At 45.8% G+C, this 18,787-nt stretch carries 19 protein-coding genes; 6 read left to right on the forward strand and 13 right to left on the reverse strand.

The window, feature by feature from the left end; genetic code table 11:
• The first annotated feature begins 121 nt into the window (after positions 1-121).
• The gene (locus ONE56_RS01020; RefSeq protein WP_423840104.1) at positions 122-2,071 is read left to right on the forward strand and encodes a polysaccharide biosynthesis protein; all 1,950 of its coding nucleotides are present in this window, start codon (positions 122-124) and stop codon (positions 2,069-2,071) included.
• Positions 2,072-2,156: 85 nt separating this feature from the next.
• On the forward strand, positions 2,157-3,323 hold the full coding sequence (locus tag ONE56_RS01025; RefSeq protein ID WP_423840105.1) for a nucleotide sugar dehydrogenase: 1,167 nt from the start codon (positions 2,157-2,159) through the stop codon (positions 3,321-3,323).
• A 153-nt stretch (positions 3,324-3,476) separates the two neighbouring features.
• Here ONE56_RS01025 and ONE56_RS01030 read toward each other — a convergent pair whose 3' ends face one another.
• Both ONE56_RS01030 and ONE56_RS01035 read right to left on the reverse strand, forming a co-directional pair.
• Positions 3,477-3,647 (reverse strand): hypothetical protein, encoded by a 171-nt coding sequence (locus ONE56_RS01030; protein WP_423840106.1) that lies wholly within the window; start codon positions 3,645-3,647, stop codon positions 3,477-3,479.
• 150 nt (positions 3,648-3,797) lie between these two features.
• Entirely contained in the window at positions 3,798-4,652 is an 855-nt protein-coding gene (locus ONE56_RS01035) for an alpha/beta hydrolase (RefSeq protein WP_423840107.1), read from the reverse strand.
• A 501-nt stretch (positions 4,653-5,153) separates the two neighbouring features.
• Here ONE56_RS01035 and ONE56_RS01040 point away from each other — a divergent pair.
• A complete protein-coding gene (locus ONE56_RS01040; protein ID WP_423840108.1) occupies positions 5,154-5,576 on the forward strand; it encodes a DUF805 domain-containing protein in 423 nt (140 codons plus the stop codon).
• A gap of 432 nt (positions 5,577-6,008) precedes the next feature.
• On the opposite strand, the gene ONE56_RS01045 is transcribed toward ONE56_RS01040, so the two are convergent.
• Entirely contained in the window at positions 6,009-6,947 is a 939-nt protein-coding gene (locus ONE56_RS01045) for a glycosyl transferase family 90 (protein WP_423840109.1), read from the reverse strand.
• A gap of 193 nt (positions 6,948-7,140) precedes the next feature.
• On the opposite strand from ONE56_RS01045, the gene ONE56_RS01050 reads away from it, so the two are divergent.
• Positions 7,141-7,314 (forward strand): hypothetical protein, encoded by a 174-nt coding sequence (locus ONE56_RS01050; protein ID WP_423840110.1) that lies wholly within the window; start codon positions 7,141-7,143, stop codon positions 7,312-7,314.
• A gap of 58 nt (positions 7,315-7,372) precedes the next feature.
• On the opposite strand, the gene ONE56_RS01055 is transcribed toward ONE56_RS01050, so the two are convergent.
• Positions 7,373-7,720, reverse strand: coding sequence for a 5-carboxymethyl-2-hydroxymuconate Delta-isomerase (locus ONE56_RS01055; protein WP_041156816.1), 348 nt, complete (start codon positions 7,718-7,720; stop codon positions 7,373-7,375).
• 332 nt (positions 7,721-8,052) lie between these two features.
• On the opposite strand from ONE56_RS01055, the gene tpiA reads away from it, so the two are divergent.
• On the forward strand, positions 8,053-8,823 hold the full coding sequence (gene tpiA / locus ONE56_RS01060; protein WP_041156815.1) for a triose-phosphate isomerase: 771 nt from the start codon (positions 8,053-8,055) through the stop codon (positions 8,821-8,823).
• A 136-nt stretch (positions 8,824-8,959) separates the two neighbouring features.
• Here the strand turns inward: tpiA and ONE56_RS01065 are convergent, their stop codons facing one another.
• From ONE56_RS01065 to glpX, 4 genes are all read right to left on the reverse strand, one after another.
• On the reverse strand, positions 8,960-9,601 hold the full coding sequence (locus ONE56_RS01065) for a YrbL family protein (protein WP_423840111.1): 642 nt from the start codon (positions 9,599-9,601) through the stop codon (positions 8,960-8,962).
• 179 nt (positions 9,602-9,780) lie between these two features.
• Positions 9,781-10,104: a DUF3135 domain-containing protein gene (locus ONE56_RS01070; protein WP_423840112.1), complete on the reverse strand. Its 324-nt coding sequence runs from the start codon at positions 10,102-10,104 to the stop codon at positions 9,781-9,783.
• 119 nt (positions 10,105-10,223) lie between these two features.
• A complete protein-coding gene (locus ONE56_RS01075) occupies positions 10,224-10,838 on the reverse strand; it encodes a helix-turn-helix transcriptional regulator (RefSeq protein WP_423840113.1) in 615 nt (204 codons plus the stop codon).
• 407 nt (positions 10,839-11,245) lie between these two features.
• Complete coding sequence (gene glpX, locus ONE56_RS01080; RefSeq protein ID WP_331437182.1) at positions 11,246-12,253, reverse strand: class II fructose-bisphosphatase; 1,008 nt, start codon at positions 12,251-12,253, stop codon at positions 11,246-11,248.
• Positions 12,254-12,601: 348 nt separating this feature from the next.
• On the opposite strand from glpX, the gene zapB reads away from it, so the two are divergent.
• Positions 12,602-12,844, forward strand: a complete 243-nt coding sequence (zapB, locus tag ONE56_RS01085) for a cell division protein ZapB (RefSeq protein ID WP_041156810.1) — start codon at positions 12,602-12,604, stop codon at positions 12,842-12,844.
• 448 nt (positions 12,845-13,292) lie between these two features.
• Here the strand turns inward: zapB and rraA are convergent, their stop codons facing one another.
• The 5 genes from rraA to ONE56_RS01110 all read right to left on the reverse strand — a co-directional run bounded on the left by rraA (position 13,293) and on the right by ONE56_RS01110 (position 18,409).
• The gene (gene rraA, locus ONE56_RS01090) at positions 13,293-13,817 is read right to left on the reverse strand and encodes a ribonuclease E activity regulator RraA (protein WP_423840114.1); all 525 of its coding nucleotides are present in this window, start codon (positions 13,815-13,817) and stop codon (positions 13,293-13,295) included.
• An 82-nt stretch (positions 13,818-13,899) separates the two neighbouring features.
• Positions 13,900-14,817, reverse strand: a complete 918-nt coding sequence (locus tag ONE56_RS01095) for a 1,4-dihydroxy-2-naphthoate polyprenyltransferase (RefSeq protein WP_041156808.1) — start codon at positions 14,815-14,817, stop codon at positions 13,900-13,902.
• A gap of 378 nt (positions 14,818-15,195) precedes the next feature.
• On the reverse strand, positions 15,196-16,527 hold the full coding sequence (hslU, locus tag ONE56_RS01100) for an HslU--HslV peptidase ATPase subunit (protein ID WP_423840115.1): 1,332 nt from the start codon (positions 16,525-16,527) through the stop codon (positions 15,196-15,198).
• Positions 16,528-16,550: 23 nt separating this feature from the next.
• Entirely contained in the window at positions 16,551-17,102 is a 552-nt protein-coding gene (gene hslV / locus ONE56_RS01105; RefSeq protein ID WP_041156806.1) for an ATP-dependent protease subunit HslV, read from the reverse strand.
• Positions 17,103-17,863: 761 nt separating this feature from the next.
• Positions 17,864-18,409 (reverse strand): SPOR domain-containing protein, encoded by a 546-nt coding sequence (locus tag ONE56_RS01110; RefSeq protein ID WP_041156805.1) that lies wholly within the window; start codon positions 18,407-18,409, stop codon positions 17,864-17,866.
• Positions 18,410-18,787 lie beyond the last annotated feature (378 nt).

Raw genomic sequence — 18,787 nt, forward strand, 5'->3', positions numbered from 1 at the left:
AAGATCTCAACCTTTCAACTCGAAGATCTTTAGAGGGGAAGTTTCGTGACAGTATTTGCCATTCTGGGTAAAATATTGCTCCTTGCTGGTCAATATTCATCAAACAAAACATTATAATCCTATGCAACGTCTACAGTTTCTTTGGCAACTATCTCGCACTAACAAGCGTATTGTAAGCGTTTTGGTTGATGTGCTGCTTATTTTTATCTCCTTTCAGCTAGCGCTGTTAGTTCGCCTTGGCAGCACACACTTTTACACGCAACCTGCCGTTTGGGGCATTTTTATTGCCGTCGCAATTGTGACTGTTACAGTTTTCGCTCGTCTTGGTTTATACCGCGCTGTATTGCGTTACCTAACATTTCAGGCGTTATTTGTCGTCGCTGTTGGTGCAGTAGTATCTGCTTTATTGTTAGCGGCTCTTAGTTTTTACATGAGCGATCCTTTTCCTCGAACTGTTCCTATTATCTATGCTTCATTCCTAGCACTTTTGTGTGGTGGCCCTCGTGTGATTGTCCGTTCTTTAGTGGCGCAGAGTTACGCCCACCAAAGTGAAGAGGTGTTGATCTATGGTGCAGGTTCTGGTGGACGTCAACTGGCGATGGCTCTGAGAAGTAGTGGTAAATATCGTGTACGTGCGTTTATTGACGGCGATGTCACATTAACTAATACCGTCATATTAGGTTTGCCGGTGATTTCATTAGAAGATGTGACGCCGCTAATCAATAAATATGACATCTCTCAAATACTACTTGCTGTGCCAGGAGCGAGCCGCTCTCGCCGCAAGGCCATATTAGATAATTTGGCTGAGTTACCGGTTGAAGTTCGCACCGTGCCAGAAATGACAGATATAGTCTCAGGCAAAGCAAAAATAGACGAGTTGCAAGACGTTTCTATTGAGGATTTATTGGGTAGAGATCCAGTTGCGCCGCAACAAGTTCTGCTTGAAGCCAATATCAAAGGCAAAGTGGTTATGGTTACTGGGGCCGGTGGTTCAATAGGTTCGGAGTTGTGTCGTCAGATTGTTATGCAACATCCTAAAAGCATAGTTTTGTTTGAGCTTTCAGAATTTGGCTTGTATCAAATTGATCGCGAACTTAACCAATTGAAAGCAGAGCATGGATTGTCGTGCGATATAGTACCGCTCTTAGGTTCAGTTCAACGTAGTCACCGTTTAGAAACGGCGATGAAGTCTTTCCAAGTTCAAACAGTCTATCATGCCGCAGCATACAAGCATGTCCCACTCGTTGAATACAACGTTGTGGAAGGTGTACGCAATAATATTTATGGAACTTATTTTACAGCCTGTGCAGCTATCGCAGCGAACGTTGAATCGTTTGTGTTGATTTCAACCGACAAAGCGGTGCGCCCAACTAATGTCATGGGGACGACAAAACGCATGGCCGAACTCGGGCTTCAAGCCCTTGCAGAGCAAGAAAACCAGAAAAAGAATGGTACACGTTTCTGTATGGTTCGTTTTGGTAATGTACTTGGCTCGTCTGGTTCAGTTATACCTCTGTTTAAAAAACAAATTGCTGCTGGTGGCCCCGTCACCGTCACGCACCCTGATATCACGCGCTTTTTTATGACGATCCCTGAAGCTGCCCAGTTGGTTATTCAAGCAGGGGCTATGGGCAAAGGTGGCGACGTGTTTGTTTTAGATATGGGCGATTCAGTTAAAATCACTGATTTAGCTACCAATCTTATTCGCTTATCGGGTTTAGAGGTGAAATCCGAAGCGAATCCTCATGGCGATATCGAGATTCAATTTACAGGACTTCGACCTGGTGAAAAGCTCTATGAAGAGTTACTAATTGGAGACAACGTCAATAAAACAGCCCACGAGCGCATTATGACAGCTCACGAAGTCCACCTCTCGCTTGATGAGTATGAGGGCCTGCTTGATAAGTTAGATCTTGCTTGTCACGGTGTCGACCATGAACGAATTCGTGAGCTACTATTGCAAGCGCCGACTGGATTTAACCCAACCGATGGCATTGGCGATTTAATCTGGACTCATAATCAAGCCGAACAATTGACTCTGGTTGAAGCAGACGATGCTGTAAATGCTTAAATTTACGTGCTAGGTCAGTACGATGATTTTGATGACAGGTCCAAGCATCTGTTGACTGTACAATTCTGAATTAGAGAACAAAACAATGAAAATTGCAGTTGCTGGGACGGGCTATGTTGGTTTGTCCAATGCTATGTTGCTAGCTCAAAACCATGAGGTAGTGGCTGTCGACATTATTCCAGAGAAAGTGGCACTATTAAATAATAAGCAGTCACCGATTGTGGATGCAGAGATAGAAAATTTTCTTGCAAACAAACAGTTAAACTTTGTTGCGACGACCGATAAAACCCTCGCGTATCAAGATGCGAAGTATGTGGTGATCGCGACACCAACCGATTATGACCCGATAACCAACTACTTTAATACCTCTTCCGTAGAAGCGGTTATTAAAGACGTAATGGCAATTAACCCGCAAGCCGTGATGGTGATCAAGTCCACGGTACCAGTTGGTTATACCGCTCGTATTAAGCAAGATCTCGGTTGTGAGAATATTATCTTTTCTCCTGAGTTCTTGCGTGAAGGTAAAGCCCTTTACGATAATTTGTACCCATCTCGGATCATTGTTGGTGAACGTAGCGAACGCGCAGAGGTGTTTGCAAGTTTATTGGTTGAAGGTGCGGTTAAAGAAGACATTCAAGTTCTCTTTACTGACTCGACAGAAGCCGAAGCGGTTAAGCTGTTCTCCAATACTTATCTTGCAATGCGTGTGGCGTACTTTAATGAGTTAGATTCTTACGCAGAAGCGCATGGCCTAGACGCACGTCAAATCATTGAAGGGGTAGGGTTAGACCCACGTATTGGTAACCACTACAACAACCCATCGTTTGGTTATGGTGGTTACTGTCTACCAAAAGACACCAAGCAGCTGTTGGCCAACTATCAAGAAGTGCCAAACAACATCATTGGTGCGATTGTAGAAGCGAACCGCACGCGTAAAGACTTTGTTGCTGAGTCGATTCTTAAGCGTCAACCAAAAGTGGTTGGTATTTATCGCTTAATCATGAAAGCGGGGTCTGATAACTTCCGAGCTTCTTCGATTCAAGGCATTATGAAACGCATTAAAGCCAAAGGCGTTGAAGTTGTGGTTTATGAACCAGTGTTAAAGGAAGACGACTTCTTTAACTCTCGCGTGATTAAAGACTTTGAAGAGTTCAAGCAGACTGCTGATGTAATTGTCTCTAACCGCATGGTAGAAGAACTGGCCGATGTAGCGGATAAAGTTTACACCCGAGATTTGTTTGGGAGTGATTAGAAAATACAGGCCCTAGGGAAAAGAAAGGTCCTAGGTCCTAGAGGAGTGCGCTGTAACTGAAGTGATAAACGTTGGGTATTGTGTTTGTTGTTTTTGGAATACGGAGCGCTTCGCTTACGGAATACTGAGAAGGTCCTAGGGAAACCAAAGCTCCTAGGTCCTAGGTGGCAAGCGCTGGCTGTTTTGTCGATAACCCAGCATGCGGTGCTTGCTTCTTTGGAATACAGAGCGCTTCGCTTCTAGATTACGGAGGTGTTTGCTGTGGTTTCCGTATTCCGTAATCTGTAATCCCAAACAGCGAGCACCAGTCTCATGTTTGTTCACTGTAACTCCAGCGATCACGCCTAGGACCTAGGAACCTAGGATCTAGGACCTGTGTTTTTCGTAATCAGTACTCCCAGACCACTTTCTCCGCCTTACGTTTATTCACCGCAACTTCAGCGACCACGCCTAGGCCCTAGGACCTTTTTTACCCTAGAACCTAGGCCCTTTTGTAACCCTCCCCCATGCCGGACTGTCTGAGTCTAAAAAGTATGTGTGCCCTTTGGGTGGATCGAGTTTTTGATTAAAGCTGGAGCAGTCCATCAATTCGATTTGTGGTATTGGATGTTTTGGGCCGGTTTGTCCTAATCTGCGCGTATAACTTCGGTGGGGTAAGTTCATGACTTTACTCGCTGGCATAGCAAAATCGTCTTTGGCATAGAAGCAGACCACGTGGTTGGCGGCTTGTAGAATCCAGTGGCCTGGTTGGTCTTCTTCCAATGCATTATTGGGGATGTCGGCGGCCATTAAGTAAATCTCATCAAACATCAGTGGTACGCCTTGTTGCCCGAATTCTGCTGCGAAGGTGTTTAGGCTTTGTAATAGGACCCGGTTTCCCATTGAGTGTGCTAATACAGATATTTTTCTATAGCAGGGCGCATGCTTCTGCTGCCAAAGAATCAGTTTGCCGATTGCACGGCTGAATATCGCGCCAGAAAGCTCTGCTGCCAGCTGGTCATCCCAATAATCTTTGATGATGCCAAAGTCATTGTCGCACGGCCAAATGATCGGCACGACAACGGTGTTGCTGTGTTGCTGGTCTAGCATCTTCTGCATTTTTTCCGCGTTGGGAATCACATCGGCTTCGGGCTGATTATTAAACCCGTGGATATACAGTAAGATTTTGTCTACTTCTGGACGTAAAAGCGCCTTCATCCAAACCTCACTGCCTAGCTCCTGCGTCTTGCCATTTCGGTACTCACAGTAAAGTAACGATTGGCTCAGTTCGTTGCTTGCGGCAAAGCATTGTTGATTTCGGTCGAGTAAGCGGTTGGTGAGCAGTAACATGGTGTCCTTTCCTATATGGTTTAGGTAAAGAATCTCACCGTGTTTATGTCGCCATCTAGAATGACATGACGTCTTTTCGAAGCAGATAGCGTTAATTCATGCTTTTGTAGTTAAACAAGGTCCTAGGTATTTAGGGTCCTAGGTCCTAGGGGAGCGTGCTGCAACTTGGGTGATAAAAGTGAATTTTGTGCTTGTTGTTATGGATTACGGAGCGCTTCGCTTACGGATTACGGATTACGGAGGTGTTTGCTGTGATTTCCGTATTCTGTAATCCGTATTCCAATACCACACTCTCCAGTCTTACGTTTACCCACCGTAAATCCAGCGATCACGTCTAGGACCTAGGAGCCTAGGATCTAGGACCTGCTTTACCTAGGACCTGTGTTTTCATTTAGAATAACTTGTCGAATTTCTAAGATTTGACAAAGAAGTCATCCATTGCTTTTTATGTGATGATATAACTACTTACTTAGACGATTTCCTATTTTGGGGTAAATGTAGATGTTAACGAAAGAGTTATTGTTTTCTTTCCAAGGGCGTATTGGGCGTAAGACTTTCTGGATTTGGAATGTTGTTTATTACGTGTTAATCGTTGGTTTTAGCGTCGGTATTAGTCAACTCTTTCCTGCGTTTTCTTACTTACTGTTACCGATTTTTCTTCTGATATTACTGATTCCTGATCTCGCGATTACCACCAAACGTTGGCACGATCGCGATAAGTCGATTTATTGGTTAGCATTAAATATCCCATTGATTTTGGGCCGCATGGGGACGCCATTGGTTGGTCCGGTATCGGGTGACACGTCAACGCCACAAATGCTTATCGCGTCAGTTTCGTTGATTTGTGGTGTGTGGATTTTGGTCGAATGTGGTTTCTTGAAGGGCACGGCAGGACCGAACAAATATGGGGCTGAGCCGGTTTAGGATAAACATAGGTCCTAGGGGGATAAACCGAGGTCCTAGGTTTTTAGGGTCCTAGGTCCTAGAGGGAGCGCGCGGAGAACGCAGTGTTAAACGGTGAGTTTTTCACCTGCTGCTTTGGAATACGGAGCGCTTCGCTTACGGATTACGGAGTATAGAGAAGGTCCTAGGGAAAAGACAGGGCCTAGGTCCTAGGGGGATAAACCGAGGTCCTAGGGAAAAACAGGTCCTAGGGGAGCGTGCTGCAACTCGGGTGATAAAAGTGAATTTTGTGCTTGTTGTTATGGATTACGGAGCGCTTCGCTTACGGATTACGGAGGTGCTTGCTGTGGTTTCCGTATTCTGTAATCTGAGGACACTTTCTCCAGTCTTACACTGATTCACCGCAACTCCAGCGATCACACCTAGGACCTAGGAGCCTAGGATCTAGGACCTTTATTTCCCCCTAGAACCTTCCTTTCCCCCATTCGTCACCGAAAAGTATTTTTCTAGCGTCTTGATGCAAACCAGATCTTCCATGTCTTTATTCTGAAATTGCGCAACATGCTCATGGGCATTGTTTAGAATATTTTCCGCTTTATCTGGATTCTGTAAGTAGTAGTTCACCTTTTCTTCAAAGTCTGACCAATCCTCTTTCACTTCGATATAGTGCACACCTGGCTTGAGAGAGCCCTCCATAAACCAAGTTTCGAATTTCATTTTTGGCGTGATCGCGATGGAGTTTGAAGACATGACCCATTTTAAGTTGGAGGCCACGTCATTGCCTTCTAAGCAGATAATGAATTTATACTGCAGTTGGTCGTCAACCGACATAAAGGGTTGTTGCCACTCTGGATGGTCTTTGGAAGGGTTGGATTGGCCTGCATCCACCAACGGATGACCGAACATGGCTTGCATAAAGCGGATACGATGCTTTTGCTTTACCGCGCCACGAAAAACCGCCATGTCCTTTTTATCTGCGTATTCTACGTTGTCTTCAATAAAGCGGAAGTGACGCATTTTATCTAACTTAAACAATACCGACGTTGAATTATCGCCTTGTGTTGGCCTCGCTTTGTAGAGCGTTGGCTGTGACTCGACTTTGACGTGGTCACCAAAGTAATAGGCAAACTTGAGGTGTTTAGGAAAATAGTGCAAATACTGTTTTAAGTCGTAGAAGTAGGCGCTTTTACCACGACGTTGGTAAGAATACTGCGTTGTAGCATCACTGGGTAGTTCATGCAGCTCGTTTGGCTTACAGTAATAGTCCACACGTGCTTGAATGGCTTGTTTGTCTTTTTCAAAAAGGCGCTCTAATTGATTTTTACGGCGCTGGAAAACAAACGACGGCACGAGATTAAGGAGTAAGCTATTAAGATAGTAGAAAAATTTCATGGATTAGACCTGGAAGCCATTACTGAGCAATAGGTTAGCAGAATCGTCATGCATGGGGTAGATAATAGGGATGCAGTACTTAAGTTTTGGGATCTTAGAGAAATAAACATAGGTCCTAGGGGGAAAAACAAGGTCCTAGGTTTTTAGGGTCCTAGGTCCTAGGGGGAGTACGCGGGGGCCGCAGTGTTAAACGGTGAGTTTTTTACTTGTTGTTTTGGAATACGGAGCGCTTCGCTTACGGATTACGGAGGTGTTTGCTGTGGTTTCCGTATTCCGTATTCCGTATTCCGTAATCCGTATTCCAAGACCACACTCTCCAGACTCACATTTGCTCACCGCAACTCCAGCGATCACACCTAGGACCTAGGACCTAAAACCTAGGAGTCTAGGATCTAGGAGCCTAGGATCTAGGACCTTTTTATTTATCAATTCACCATCTTCTGGAAGCAATCCACATCCATATCTCGGACGTTAACCGTTAAGCTTCGTACATGGCTGGCTTGTTGTTGTAGAACGCTTATCAAAGAGCGGGATAACTCTCGTTTTTGTTCTGTGGTTCTGCCTGCTAACAAATCAAAATTAATATGAATGAAATCGACACTATCGCCTTCGTCACCGACCAACCAATGGTGGCATCTCAGCGCTCGTGATTTCACTGAAGATACTTCAAACAAGCCACTTTCTATTGCCGCTCTATGCAAATCTTCCAATAAACCTTGGACATTGACGCGCTCGTCCACTGAGTTTGAATATTCCAAAACGAGGTTTGGCATGGTTTTTCCTTCCTCTATAAATTGTCTCTGACAAAAAGTTTACTGTGTAGTAATACCAACCTAAGCGGAAATTTCCGAGGAATGCGCTATTATTCTGTCTACGCGATCACCAATCGATTGCTTTTGATAGAATTGACAGAAACAAGCGCTACGCAGACCAGATCTTCAAATCGTTGCCGCGTCTGTGAACCAAGTCATTCTCGCTGAACCTAGCATCTTGAGGTTATTTGGGTATAGTCATGATACCAATCATGATCTGTTCATATTATTCTGTTATATTCCTACGTAGATTTTTTACATTAATCATTAATAGATAATACGGAGATATTCCTATGCGTCGTCCTGTAGTGATGGGTAACTGGAAACTAAACGGTAGCAAAGCAATGGTAACTGAGCTACTAACGGGTCTTAATGCTGAGCTAGAAGGCGTTGAAGGTGTGGACGTGGCTGTTGCGCCACCTGCTCTTTACATCGACCTAGCAGAGCGTGTTATTGCTGAAGGCGGTAACAAGATCATCCTAGGTGCGCAAAACACTGACCTAAACAACAGCGGTGCATTCACTGGCGATATGTCTCCAGAAATGCTGAAAGATTTTGGTGCTACTCACATCATCATTGGTCACTCTGAGCGTCGTGAATACCACAACGAATCTGATGAGTTCATCGCGAAGAAATTCAACTTCCTAAAAGAGAACGGTCTAACTCCTGTTTTCTGTATCGGTGAGTCTGAAGCGCAAAACGAAGCGGGCGAAACAGAAGCAGTATGTGCTCGTCAAATCAACGCAGTTATCGACGCGTACGGTGTAGAAGCGCTAAACGGTGCTATCATCGCTTACGAACCAATCTGGGCTATCGGTACTGGTAAAGCGGCAACAGCTGATGATGCACAACGCATCCACGCTTCTATCCGTGCACTTATCGCAGAGAAAGACGCAGCAGTTGCTGAGCAAGTCATCATTCAATACGGCGGTTCTGTTAAACCAGAAAACGCAGAAGCTTACTTCTCACAACCAGACATCGACGGTGCACTAGTTGGTGGCGCATCTCTAGATGCGAAGAGCTTCGCAGCAATCGCTAAAGCAGCGGCAGCCGCTAAAGCGTAATCTTGTTTTAAACAAGTAGAAATAACAAAGGGATGCATCACGCATCCCTTTTCTGTCTTTGGTATTGACCTTAGTCTTCGCCTGTCTAGACTTGAGCTTGTCTAAGTCGTAGTCCGTTTGACCAATCGCTACACGGTTAAAGGTACCGCGCTTCAAATTCGTCCGCTTTTTTGTTGTACGTTGCCAGCTCTTCAGGACCCTTAGTGGCCTGAATACATACAGGCAAGTTGTGTCTTAATAACTTCGTAAACTTGCGATTTATCTTTCTATACATCAGATAAGGAACAAAACTCGATAAAGGAATAAACTCGGTATTACCAAACCCATCAATCAGATACAGCCTGATTTCACCTCCCGATTGCTGAACCAGTATATTCGTCAGCACGAGATCGCTCGGTATGATGCGATTCTCCATCAAGTAATCTTTTAGAGTACTAATCGCCCGAAGTATATTATCGAAATCAACCGATTCTTGCTGTTGAGATATGTACTGCGACAAGTTTAATGAGACCGACAAATCTTCATCTAAAACAACTTGTTGCTTAAATCCTACTTGGGTCTCTGTGGTGACTTTTCCTAAGTAGTCAGGAATGTGGGTAAACTGAACCTTTTTATTTTTTAATCGTTCAAAAAACTGAATTTCACGATAAGTTTGTTTGGCTGTGTCTTTCCGGCTCAGCTTAACACATTGGGCTCTGTCTTCAGGGTTTTGGAGACAAACTCGCTCCGTGCCTTTACCGATGACTGTCCAATTTTGGAACTCATGATCTGATTGCATCTTTGACCTTTACATGTTTTCTCTCGTGATCATCAACAGAATGACACGTTCGTTTTATGAGAGAAACTTTTGAACTTGTTGCAATTGTATCATGAACTGGGGAAAAACTAGGTACTAGGGGATGAACATAGGTCCTAGGAAAAGATAGGACCTAGGAACCTAGGATCTAGGACCTTATTTTAATAAAACTGAACAACATTGTCGGGTTTGTTCGCTTGTGGCTTTCCTTGCAACGCTTGTTGAAACTTAACGAATTGCTTTCTCAGTTCGTTTCCTAGAACAACATTGGTGTGGTTGGGGTTTTTGCAGTGGTCTATCATTCTGTCGATATGGCTTTGCTGCGCTCGCAACCTTGGTTGCATTTTCGCAGACGCATTGTTAATCATCGCTTCTGCCATATCATGACGGAACTGCTCGAAAGCAACAGGATCACGCTCTGCCATCCTTACCATTTCATCAAATGAGGGTAGGGATTGTTGCAGGCTTTGTTGTGGGTTTGCCATTATGGTTCTCCAAATCCATATGGGATACCTAAAAGCCTATACCAATTGAGAGAGGATGGATTGCGAATAGAATGTCTGTCTCGTTAGTGAGACAGGTCGGCGCTAAGATCTGAATGGCCTCACGCTTGAATACGATATACGCAGCGGCGTTGCCCTTGAATGATATGCTCAGTTCGAGTGATGGTTGTGTCTTCTCCGAGCAGAGACTGGAATACACTTAATTCAGATTGGCATAAGCTTGGGCAGCGTGTTGCGGCTTTACAGATAGGACAGTGGTTTTCGATCAAAATGAAGCCCTGTTCATCTTGTTCCAGCTCTGCCATGTAGCCTTCTTGTTCACGCAGAGTGACTAAGGTTTCTAGCTTGCTCTCAAGGGAGCTGCATTGCTCAAGGTGCTGACGATAGTTATGCAGGGTCAGCTTTTCACGCTCGGAGGTGACTTTTTCCAGCCCTTCTTTGCCGAAAATATGTTCGACTGCTTCGATGAATTGAATGGTGAGCTCACCATGACGATCGGTAAATTGCTCATGACCTTTTTGAGTCAGTTGCCAATGCCGAGTTGGGCGACCGACTTTGACTTTTTTATCGTGAGTAGAAAGGATGCCATCGTCTTCCAATCCTTGCAGGTGCTGACGCGCCCCCATGGTGGTCATACTCAATTCAGAAGAAAGTTGTTTAGCAGTGACAGAGCCGTCACGCTTAACGATTTGCAATATCCTATCTACGGTTTTCATATACCCACCATTTATATGTCAGTACATATTATGCGCGATAGGGTTAGTAAAGGAAAGGCTTTATAATCGTGGACACAGGTCCTAGGGGTAAACATAAGATCCTAGGGAAAGAAAGGTCCTAGGTCCTAGGGGGAGCGCGTGGAACCAGCAGGGTTAAATGTTGGTTTTGTGTTTGTTGTTTTGGAATACGGAGCGCTTCGCTTCTCGATTACAGAGGCGTTTGCTGTGGTTTCCGTATTCCGTATTCCGTAATCCGAGGACACTTTCTCCAGTCTTACGCTGATTCACTGCAACTCCAGCGATCACACCTAGGACCTAGGACCTAGGAGCCTAGGATCTAGAACCTACTTTATCTAGGTCCTTTCTTTTCCCTAGGCCCTCGGTTTTATAACCCTAGGTCCTCAAAACTACACAATAATATCGCGCACTTCTGGGTCTTTACGTTCCAAGTAGTGGATGGACTTAATGCGACGAATTGTACGGCAGCGACCGCGGATTAACAGCGTCTCTGTGGTGGCGATGTTACCTTGACGCGTGATACCGTCTAACAAATCACCTTTGGTAATGCCAGTGGCGGAGAACACCACATTATCGCTGCGGGCCATGTCTTCCATTTTTAGAACTACATTGGCTTTAACGCCCATCTCTTCACAGCGTTTTAGTTCGGCAGCACCGTAGATACGGTTTTCTTCGTTGTCACCTTTGACTTCATGGCGAGGAAGAAGGCGACCGTGCATATCACCGTCCAACGCTCGAATAACGGCGGCAGAGACCACACCCTCTGGCGCGCCACCGATGCAGTACATAGCATCGACTTCACTGTCTGGCATACACGTTAGGATAGATGCTGCTACGTCACCGTCTGGCACGGCAAAGACGCGCACACCCATGGATTGCATCTCGGCGATAACGTCGTCATGGCGTGGTTTGGCTAGGGTGATGACGACAAGCGTGTCGAGTGTTTTGTTGAGCGCATTGGCGATGTTTTCTAAGTTTTCTTTCAGTGGTTTGTTGAGGTCGATAACCCCTTTGGCACCTGGACCAACAACCAATTTTTCCATGTACATGTCAGGGGCTTTGAGAAAGCTGCCTTTTTCGCCAGCCGCAAGGACTGCAAGTGCATTGGACTGACCCATGGCCGTCATGCGAGTGCCTTCGATTGGATCAACCGCAATATCAACAGCATCACCACCGATACCCACTTGCTCACCGATATAGAGCATTGGTGCATCATCGATTTCGCCTTCGCCAATCACGATTTCACCACTGATTTCAGTTTTGTTCAGTAGCGTACGCATAACCTCTACGGCCGCGCCGTCTGCTGCGTTTTTGTCGCCACGGCCAAGCCATTTGTAACCAGCGAGTGCTGCACCTTCAGTCACACGGGAAAATGCCATTGCTAAATCGCGTTTCATGATGTCTCCAAGTAAGCAAGAGGGAAGAATAATTTGCGCGAGGATTTTAGCACAACGCTGGTTAAACGTTTGCCTTTTTGCGTGTCTTTAACCTTCACTAAGTTGAATTTGATCAAAGCTTGGCTGAGTTTTTATTGTGGCGATGGCAAAATAACGTGGTTAAAATTGCCTCACGAATAAGAAAAGTCAGCGTTTAGTGAAATAGCGCTGTTTTTTTAATCGAATGATGCAAAATATCGAATATAGGGCGTGTTTATCATCGCTACGCTGAGTAGAATGAACTTCATATAGGTTAGGTGCACGTCTGTCTCGTGCGTCACTCCAACGGAATAACATAGGTAGGCCAAGATGTCTTTTGAAGTACTAGAACAATTAGAATCGAAAATTCAAACCGCAGTTGACACAATCACTCTTCTTCAGATGGAAGTAGAAGAGCTGAAAGAAGACAAAGTGAAACTAGAAACAGAAGCGAATGAACTGCGCTCTCAACGTGAAGATCTTGAGCAGAAAGCTCAACAAGCACAACAAGAGCACGCTCAGTGGCAAGAACGCATTCGCGCACTACTTGGCAAAATGGACGACGTAGAGTAATTCTATCGGTTCATTAGAATCTAAAACACCCGCCTCGGCGGGTGTTTTTACATAAAGGTCCTAGGGAAAGCCAAGGTCCTAGGAAAAACACAGGTCCTAGGTCCTAGAGGGAGTGCGCGGAACTAGCTGGGATAAATGTTGGTTTCGTGTTTGGGTTTTGGATTACGGAGCGCTTCGCTTACAGATTACAGAGGCGTATGTTCTGTATTCCAAGGCCACATTAACCTACTAGTAGCCTAGTGCTTAATACCTGTGTTTCCGGGTTCCGTATTCTGTAATCAGTAATCCAAGCCGACATTCACTAAGGTCACGTCTATTCACCGTAACTTCAACGATCTCGCCTAGGACCTGTGTTTCCGTAATCTGTATTCCAAGACCACATTCGCCTAGGTTGCGTTTGAACTCTGCAACTCCAACAATCTCGCCTAGGACCTAGGTCCTTTTTTTCCTAGGACCCTAGCGCCTCTTCTTCTTCCTCATCCAACTCTAAATCAATATTGAGCGGCTCAGGCGAGAGGATAATGCCGGTGCTGTCGGCATAGAGATAATCTTCAGGGAGAAAGCTGACGCCACCAAAGTTAACTGGGACATCTAGCTCACCGATACCTTGGCTGGTGGCGCCGACAGGGATAGAAGCGAGTGCCTGAATCCCGAGGTTCATGTCTTCGAGTTCGTCGACTTCACGAACGCACCCATAAACGACGATGCCTTCCCATTCGTTGTCTTCTGCGATGGTTGCTATTTCTGCATCGACAAGGGCTTTACGTAAGGAGCCGCCACCGTCAATTAGCAGAACACGACCCACGCCATCTTGCTCAAGCGTTTCACGGATCAGTGAGTTGTCTTCAAAACACTTGATAGTGGTGACCTGTCCGGCAAATGAAGCGCTGCCGCCAAAGTTACTGAACATTGGCTCAACCACATCGACTTGATCGAGATAGATGTCACAGAGTGCTGAGGTGTTGTATTCCATAGCGTACCTTTCTAAGCAGAAAAGAAAATTGGTTGTCCTTGAGTATATCTGGGCATTAAGTCAATGCAATGACATTCTTTTTTTAACTTACCAGAGTTTGAGCTACCACAATTGTTGCGAACAATATATTGGTCGTTAAGGAGCATTTGACGATGGCTGGCAACATCGGGGCAATTTGTGCTGGTTTTTCTGTATACCAAACCGCTTTTCCGTGATGGAGAACGAAATAGACGCTGAGCAAGAAGGGCAGACTAATCCAGATGGACTTATCTTGAATCAATAGGTAACTGGCAAACGCAACCACAGCCCCACCAAGCAAAAGAAAATGGTATTGCTTGGCTTTGCGCTGACCTAAGCGTACTGCCACGGTTCGTTTGCCACACTCACGGTCATTTTCAATGTCGCGCATGTTGTTAATATTGAGTACTGCGACCGCGAGCAACCCACAGCCAAGTGCAGGAAGAAATAAAGTGCTATCGATGTGGCCGGTATGGAGGAAGTAAGTACCAGAGACGCCCAGTAAACCAAAAAACAGAAAGACTGAAATATCACCAAGCCCGACGTAACCATAAGGTTTGCTGCCCATGGTGTAGGCAATCGCTGCCAATATCGCAAGAACTCCGAGCCCGATGAAGGTCACGATACTTTCTACAGAGTTCAGTGAATAGAGCACTAAAACAAGTCCGGAAATGACCGTGAGTCCAATATTAAAGATGATGGCTTGTTTCATTTGCTTAGGACTGACAGCACCAGATTGCATCGCACGTACTGGGCCAAGACGTTTTTCATTGTCGGTACCTTTAACCGCGTCACCATAATCATTGGCAAGGTTAGAAAGGATTTGCAGTAATGTCGCGGTGACAAACGCCAGAATGGATACCATCAGAGAGAAATCCCCCGCAGCGTATGCAAGCACACTACCGGTAAGAATGGAGACCAATGCGAGTGGTAATGTTTTAGGGCGAGCGGCCTCAAGCCAGATCTGCAGAGATTGTTTCATGAAATTTTCGTGCTAGTAATTCATTTGCCCAGTATAAGCTCAAACACTCGGTTACGCTATTGACCTGAAGCAAGTCAATAAAATATAAGAAAACAGAAGACAGAGGTCTTAGGGGGAAACATAGGTCCTAGGTCCTAGAGGGAGTACGCGGGGGCTCCAGTGTTAAACGGTGAGTTGTTCACTTGTTGTTTTTGGAATACAGAGCGCTGCGCTTACCGATTACAGAGGAGTATGTTCTGTATTCCGTAATCTGTATTCCAAGACCACACTCACCGAGGTTGCGTTTGATCTCTGCAACCTCAGCGATCACACCTAGGACCTAGGAGCCTAGAACCTAGAACCTAGGTCCTTCCTATATCCTAGAACCTAGGTCCTTTTTTAAAGAATAAAACGACTTAGATCTTCATCTTCGATGGTATCGCCTAGGCGAGCTTTCACATAGTCTGAGTTAATCACAAACTTGGAGCCAGATTGCTCCGCAGCATCGTAAGAGATCTCGTCCATCAAGCGCTCCATGACGGTATGCAGGCGGCGCGCACCGATGTTCTCGGTACTTTCGTTAACGGTCCAGGCGGCTTCCGCGATTTGCGTGATTCCGTCTTCGGTAAACTCGATATCGACATCTTCGGTCTTCATCAATGCAACGTACTGCTCCGTCAAAGACGCTTTTGGCTCCGTTAGGATGCGTTTGAAGTCATTGCTGCTTAATGCTTCCAGTTCAACACGAATTGGTAGACGGCCTTGCAACTCCGGGATTAAGTCTGACGGTTTTGCTACTTGGAAGGCACCAGAAGCCACAAATAGGATATGGTCAGTTTTTACCATGCCGTGTTTGGTTGATACGGTACTGCCTTCAATCAAAGGAAGTAGATCGCGCTGGACACCTTCACGAGATACATCTGGGCCTGAGCTTTCACCACGCTTACAGATTTTATCGATCTCATCAATAAAGACGATGCCGTTGTTTTCTACGTTGAAGATTGCGGCTTCTTTGAGCTCTTCTTGATTGACCAGCTTCGCGGCTTCTTCTTCAACTAGCGCTTTGAGTGCATCTTTGATTTTCAGCTTACGTTTCTTCTTCGTGTCGCCTGCAAGGTTTTGGAACATGCCTTGCAATTGGTTGGTCATTTCTTCCATGCCAGGAGGCGCCATGATCTCTACGCCCATTTGAGGTGCGGCAACGTCGATTTCAATTTCTTTATCATCGAGTTGCCCTTCACGTAATTTCTTACGGAAAACCTGACGTGTGTGCGACGACTCTTCGGTTTGTTCAGCTTGGCCCCAACTGTCTCGAGCGGGTGGTAGCAATGCATCCAAAATGCGCTCTTCGGCTTGCTCTTCAGCGCGGAACTTCACTTTTTCCATCGCTTGTTGGTGCGTCATTTTTACTGCGACATCTGTTAAGTCACGAATGATGGTTTCGACTTCTTTACCTACGTAACCCACTTCGGTGAATTTAGTGGCTTCGACTTTGATAAACGGCGCGTTTGCCAGTTTTGCAAGTCGACGAGCGATCTCAGTTTTACCCACACCAGTAGGACCGATCATCAAGATGTTTTTCGGCGTCACTTCTGCGCGCAAGCTCTCTTCGAGCTGCATACGACGCCAGCGGTTACGAAGCGCAATCGCAACCGAACGTTTTGCTTTCTCTTGGCCAATAATGTGGCGGTTCAGTTCATGAACGATTTCGCGAGGTGTCATTTCAGACATATTCTTTCCTTACTTCGTTACGATTACTCGGTTGGTTTAGCGAGCTCTGTGGTTGAGTCTAGCTCTTCTACCGTGTGGTGATGGTTGGTGAATACACAGATGTCACCTGCGATGTTCAATGCTTTTTCTGCAATTTCACGTGCGTCCAAGTCGGTATTTTCGAGTAGCGCAGTGGCCGCTGCCTGTGCGTAAGCGCCACCAGAACCGATCGCGATCAGGTCATTTTCTGGCTGAACGACGTCACCATTACCAGTAATGATTAAAGAGGCGGTTTCATCTGCGACAGCAAGCAGTGCTTCGAGTTTGCGCAGTGCGCGATCACTTCTCCAGTCTTTCGCCAGTTCTACAGCGGCTTTGGTCAAATGGCCCTGGTGCATTTGCAGCTTACTTTCGAAGCGTTCAAATAGGGTGAAGGCATCCGCGGTACCGCCTGCAAAGCCTGCCAGTACTTGGTTGTTGTATAAGCGGCGTACTTTGCGTGCGTTCCCTTTCATGACGGTATTGCCTAGCGATACTTGGCCATCACCCGCGATGACGACTTTATTGCCTCGACGTACAGATACTATGGTAGTCACAGTCGACCTCTTGAATTATTTCTCTTTGGATTTAATTCTGTATATGGGGGAGGGTAGTTTGGGATTCAAGGGGGAAATAAACAGAGGTCCTAGATTTGTAGGATCCTAGGTAAGAGACAGGTCCTAGGTTATAGGATCCTAGGTCCTAGGCGTGATCGCTGAAGGTGCGGTGAAAAAACGTGAGGCCGAAGAGAGTGGCCTTGGAATACAGGTTACGGACTACGGATTACGGTAAACACTTCTGTAATCGGGAAGCGAAGCGCTCTGTAATCCCAGTCCACAAGTTCAAATGGTGATGCTAAAACGCCCAAGTTTCAGATAGCTCCCTCTAGACCTAGGAGCCTAGAATCTAGGGCCTAATTTCCCTGTATTCCGTAAGCGAAGCGCTCTGTAATCCCAGTCCACAAGTTCAAATGGTGACGCTAAAACGCCAAAGTTTCAGCTAGATCCCTCTAGGACCTAGGAACCTAGAACCTAGGCCCTAATTTCCCCTGTATTCCATAAGCGAAGCGCTCTGTAATCCCAGTCCACAAGTTCAAATGGTGATGCTAAAACGCCCAAGTTTCAGATAGCTCCCTCTAGACCTAGGAGCCTAGAATCTAGGGCTTAATTTCCCTGTATTCCGTAAGCGAAGCGCTCTGTAATCCCAGTCCACAAGTTCAAATGGTGATGCTAAAACGCTCAAGTTTCAGCTAGATCCCTCTAGGACCTAGGAACCTAGAACCTAGAACCTAGGCCCTATTTTCCCTAGGCCCTTTTTCTTATAAATTATCCTTCCAAATCGCACACGGCTCGATTTTCGCACGTTGCAACTTGTGACGGTCTTTTTCCGCATCGCGTTTGAATTTGTACGGACCTAGGACGACTCGATACCAAGAGCTGCCGGACTTTTTGATAATTCTGCTCGACATGCCTTGGAAGGCGACGGCAAGTTTACGCTCTTCTGCCTGGGCTTGGGTTTTGTACGCACCACACTGCATGATATAAGGGATTTTTGAGACTTTAATGTCTTTTGCCACGACCTCGACTTCTCGCTTCGGTAGTGTCTCTACATATTCCCACTTCTCTTCTGGTGGTGGTGGAAGATCTTTTTTAGGCTTTGGTTTGCTGACTGGTTTTGTCGGCTGTTGCACCACAGGTTGCTCTGGCTCAGGATCGCTGCTTAGCATATACAAGCCATAGCCAAAACCGCCCACGAGCAAAATAGCAAGCAGACCACTACGCCAAGGCTTTTTCTTAGGAGTTTGTTTTCTGGTTGGTTTTTTTGGGGCGCCTCGCCCCCGTCTTACATAATCTTTGTTTGCCACGGTTACTTCAGATCATCAAGGATTCTTGCAGGTATGTTAATCCAGAATGATACGAGAAAACACCCTGTTAATGCATTCTTGTTAGGTAAGGGGATATAAAAATTAAAGATAGGTCCTAGGGGAGAAGAGATAGGTCCTAGGTAAAAGAAAGGTCCTAGGTCCTAGGGGGAGGGCGTTGAGATTCAAGAGCTAGATAGTGGCCTTTGTATTTGTGGTTTAGGAATACAGAGCGCTGCGCTTCTAGATCACGGAGGTGTTTGCCGTGAGTCCTGTATTCCGTAACCCGTATTCCAAGGCCACATACACCAGAATCGCCTTTGTTCACTGTAACTTCAGCGAGTAGTACACCTAGGACCTAGAGGGAGGGCGTTGGATTCA

Origin of the sequence: Vibrio mytili (assembly GCF_049563345.1) — a bacterium.
Taxonomy (GTDB): Bacteria; Pseudomonadota; Gammaproteobacteria; order Enterobacterales; family Vibrionaceae; genus Vibrio; species Vibrio mytili.

Excerpts from the sequence above, each read along its gene's own strand:
- zapB (WP_041156810.1), top strand. The coding sequence starts at position 12,602 with ATGTCTTTTGAAGTACTAGAACAATTAGAATCGAAAATTCAAACCGCA.
- ONE56_RS01070 (WP_423840112.1), bottom strand. The coding sequence starts at position 10,104 with ATGGCAAACCCACAACAAAGCCTGCAACAATCCCTACCCTCATTTGAT.
- ONE56_RS01045 (WP_423840109.1), bottom strand. The coding sequence starts at position 6,947 with ATGAAATTTTTCTACTATCTTAATAGCTTACTCCTTAATCTCGTGCCG.
- ONE56_RS01075 (WP_423840113.1), bottom strand. The coding sequence starts at position 10,838 with ATGAAAACCGTAGATAGGATATTGCAAATCGTTAAGCGTGACGGCTCT.
- rraA (WP_423840114.1), bottom strand. The coding sequence starts at position 13,817 with ATGGAATACAACACCTCAGCACTCTGTGACATCTATCTCGATCAAGTC.
- ONE56_RS01065 (WP_423840111.1), bottom strand. The coding sequence starts at position 9,601 with ATGCAATCAGATCATGAGTTCCAAAATTGGACAGTCATCGGTAAAGGC.
- ONE56_RS01020 (WP_423840104.1), top strand. The coding sequence starts at position 122 with ATGCAACGTCTACAGTTTCTTTGGCAACTATCTCGCACTAACAAGCGT.
- ONE56_RS01040 (WP_423840108.1), top strand. The coding sequence starts at position 5,154 with ATGTTAACGAAAGAGTTATTGTTTTCTTTCCAAGGGCGTATTGGGCGT.
- ONE56_RS01025 (WP_423840105.1), top strand. The coding sequence starts at position 2,157 with ATGAAAATTGCAGTTGCTGGGACGGGCTATGTTGGTTTGTCCAATGCT.
- ONE56_RS01095 (WP_041156808.1), bottom strand. The coding sequence starts at position 14,817 with ATGAAACAATCTCTGCAGATCTGGCTTGAGGCCGCTCGCCCTAAAACA.
- glpX (WP_331437182.1), bottom strand. The coding sequence starts at position 12,253 with ATGAAACGCGATTTAGCAATGGCATTTTCCCGTGTGACTGAAGGTGCA.
- ONE56_RS01035 (WP_423840107.1), bottom strand. The coding sequence starts at position 4,652 with ATGTTACTGCTCACCAACCGCTTACTCGACCGAAATCAACAATGCTTT.
- tpiA (WP_041156815.1), top strand. The coding sequence starts at position 8,053 with ATGCGTCGTCCTGTAGTGATGGGTAACTGGAAACTAAACGGTAGCAAA.
- hslU (WP_423840115.1), bottom strand. The coding sequence starts at position 16,527 with ATGTCTGAAATGACACCTCGCGAAATCGTTCATGAACTGAACCGCCAC.
- ONE56_RS01055 (WP_041156816.1), bottom strand. The coding sequence starts at position 7,720 with ATGCCAAACCTCGTTTTGGAATATTCAAACTCAGTGGACGAGCGCGTC.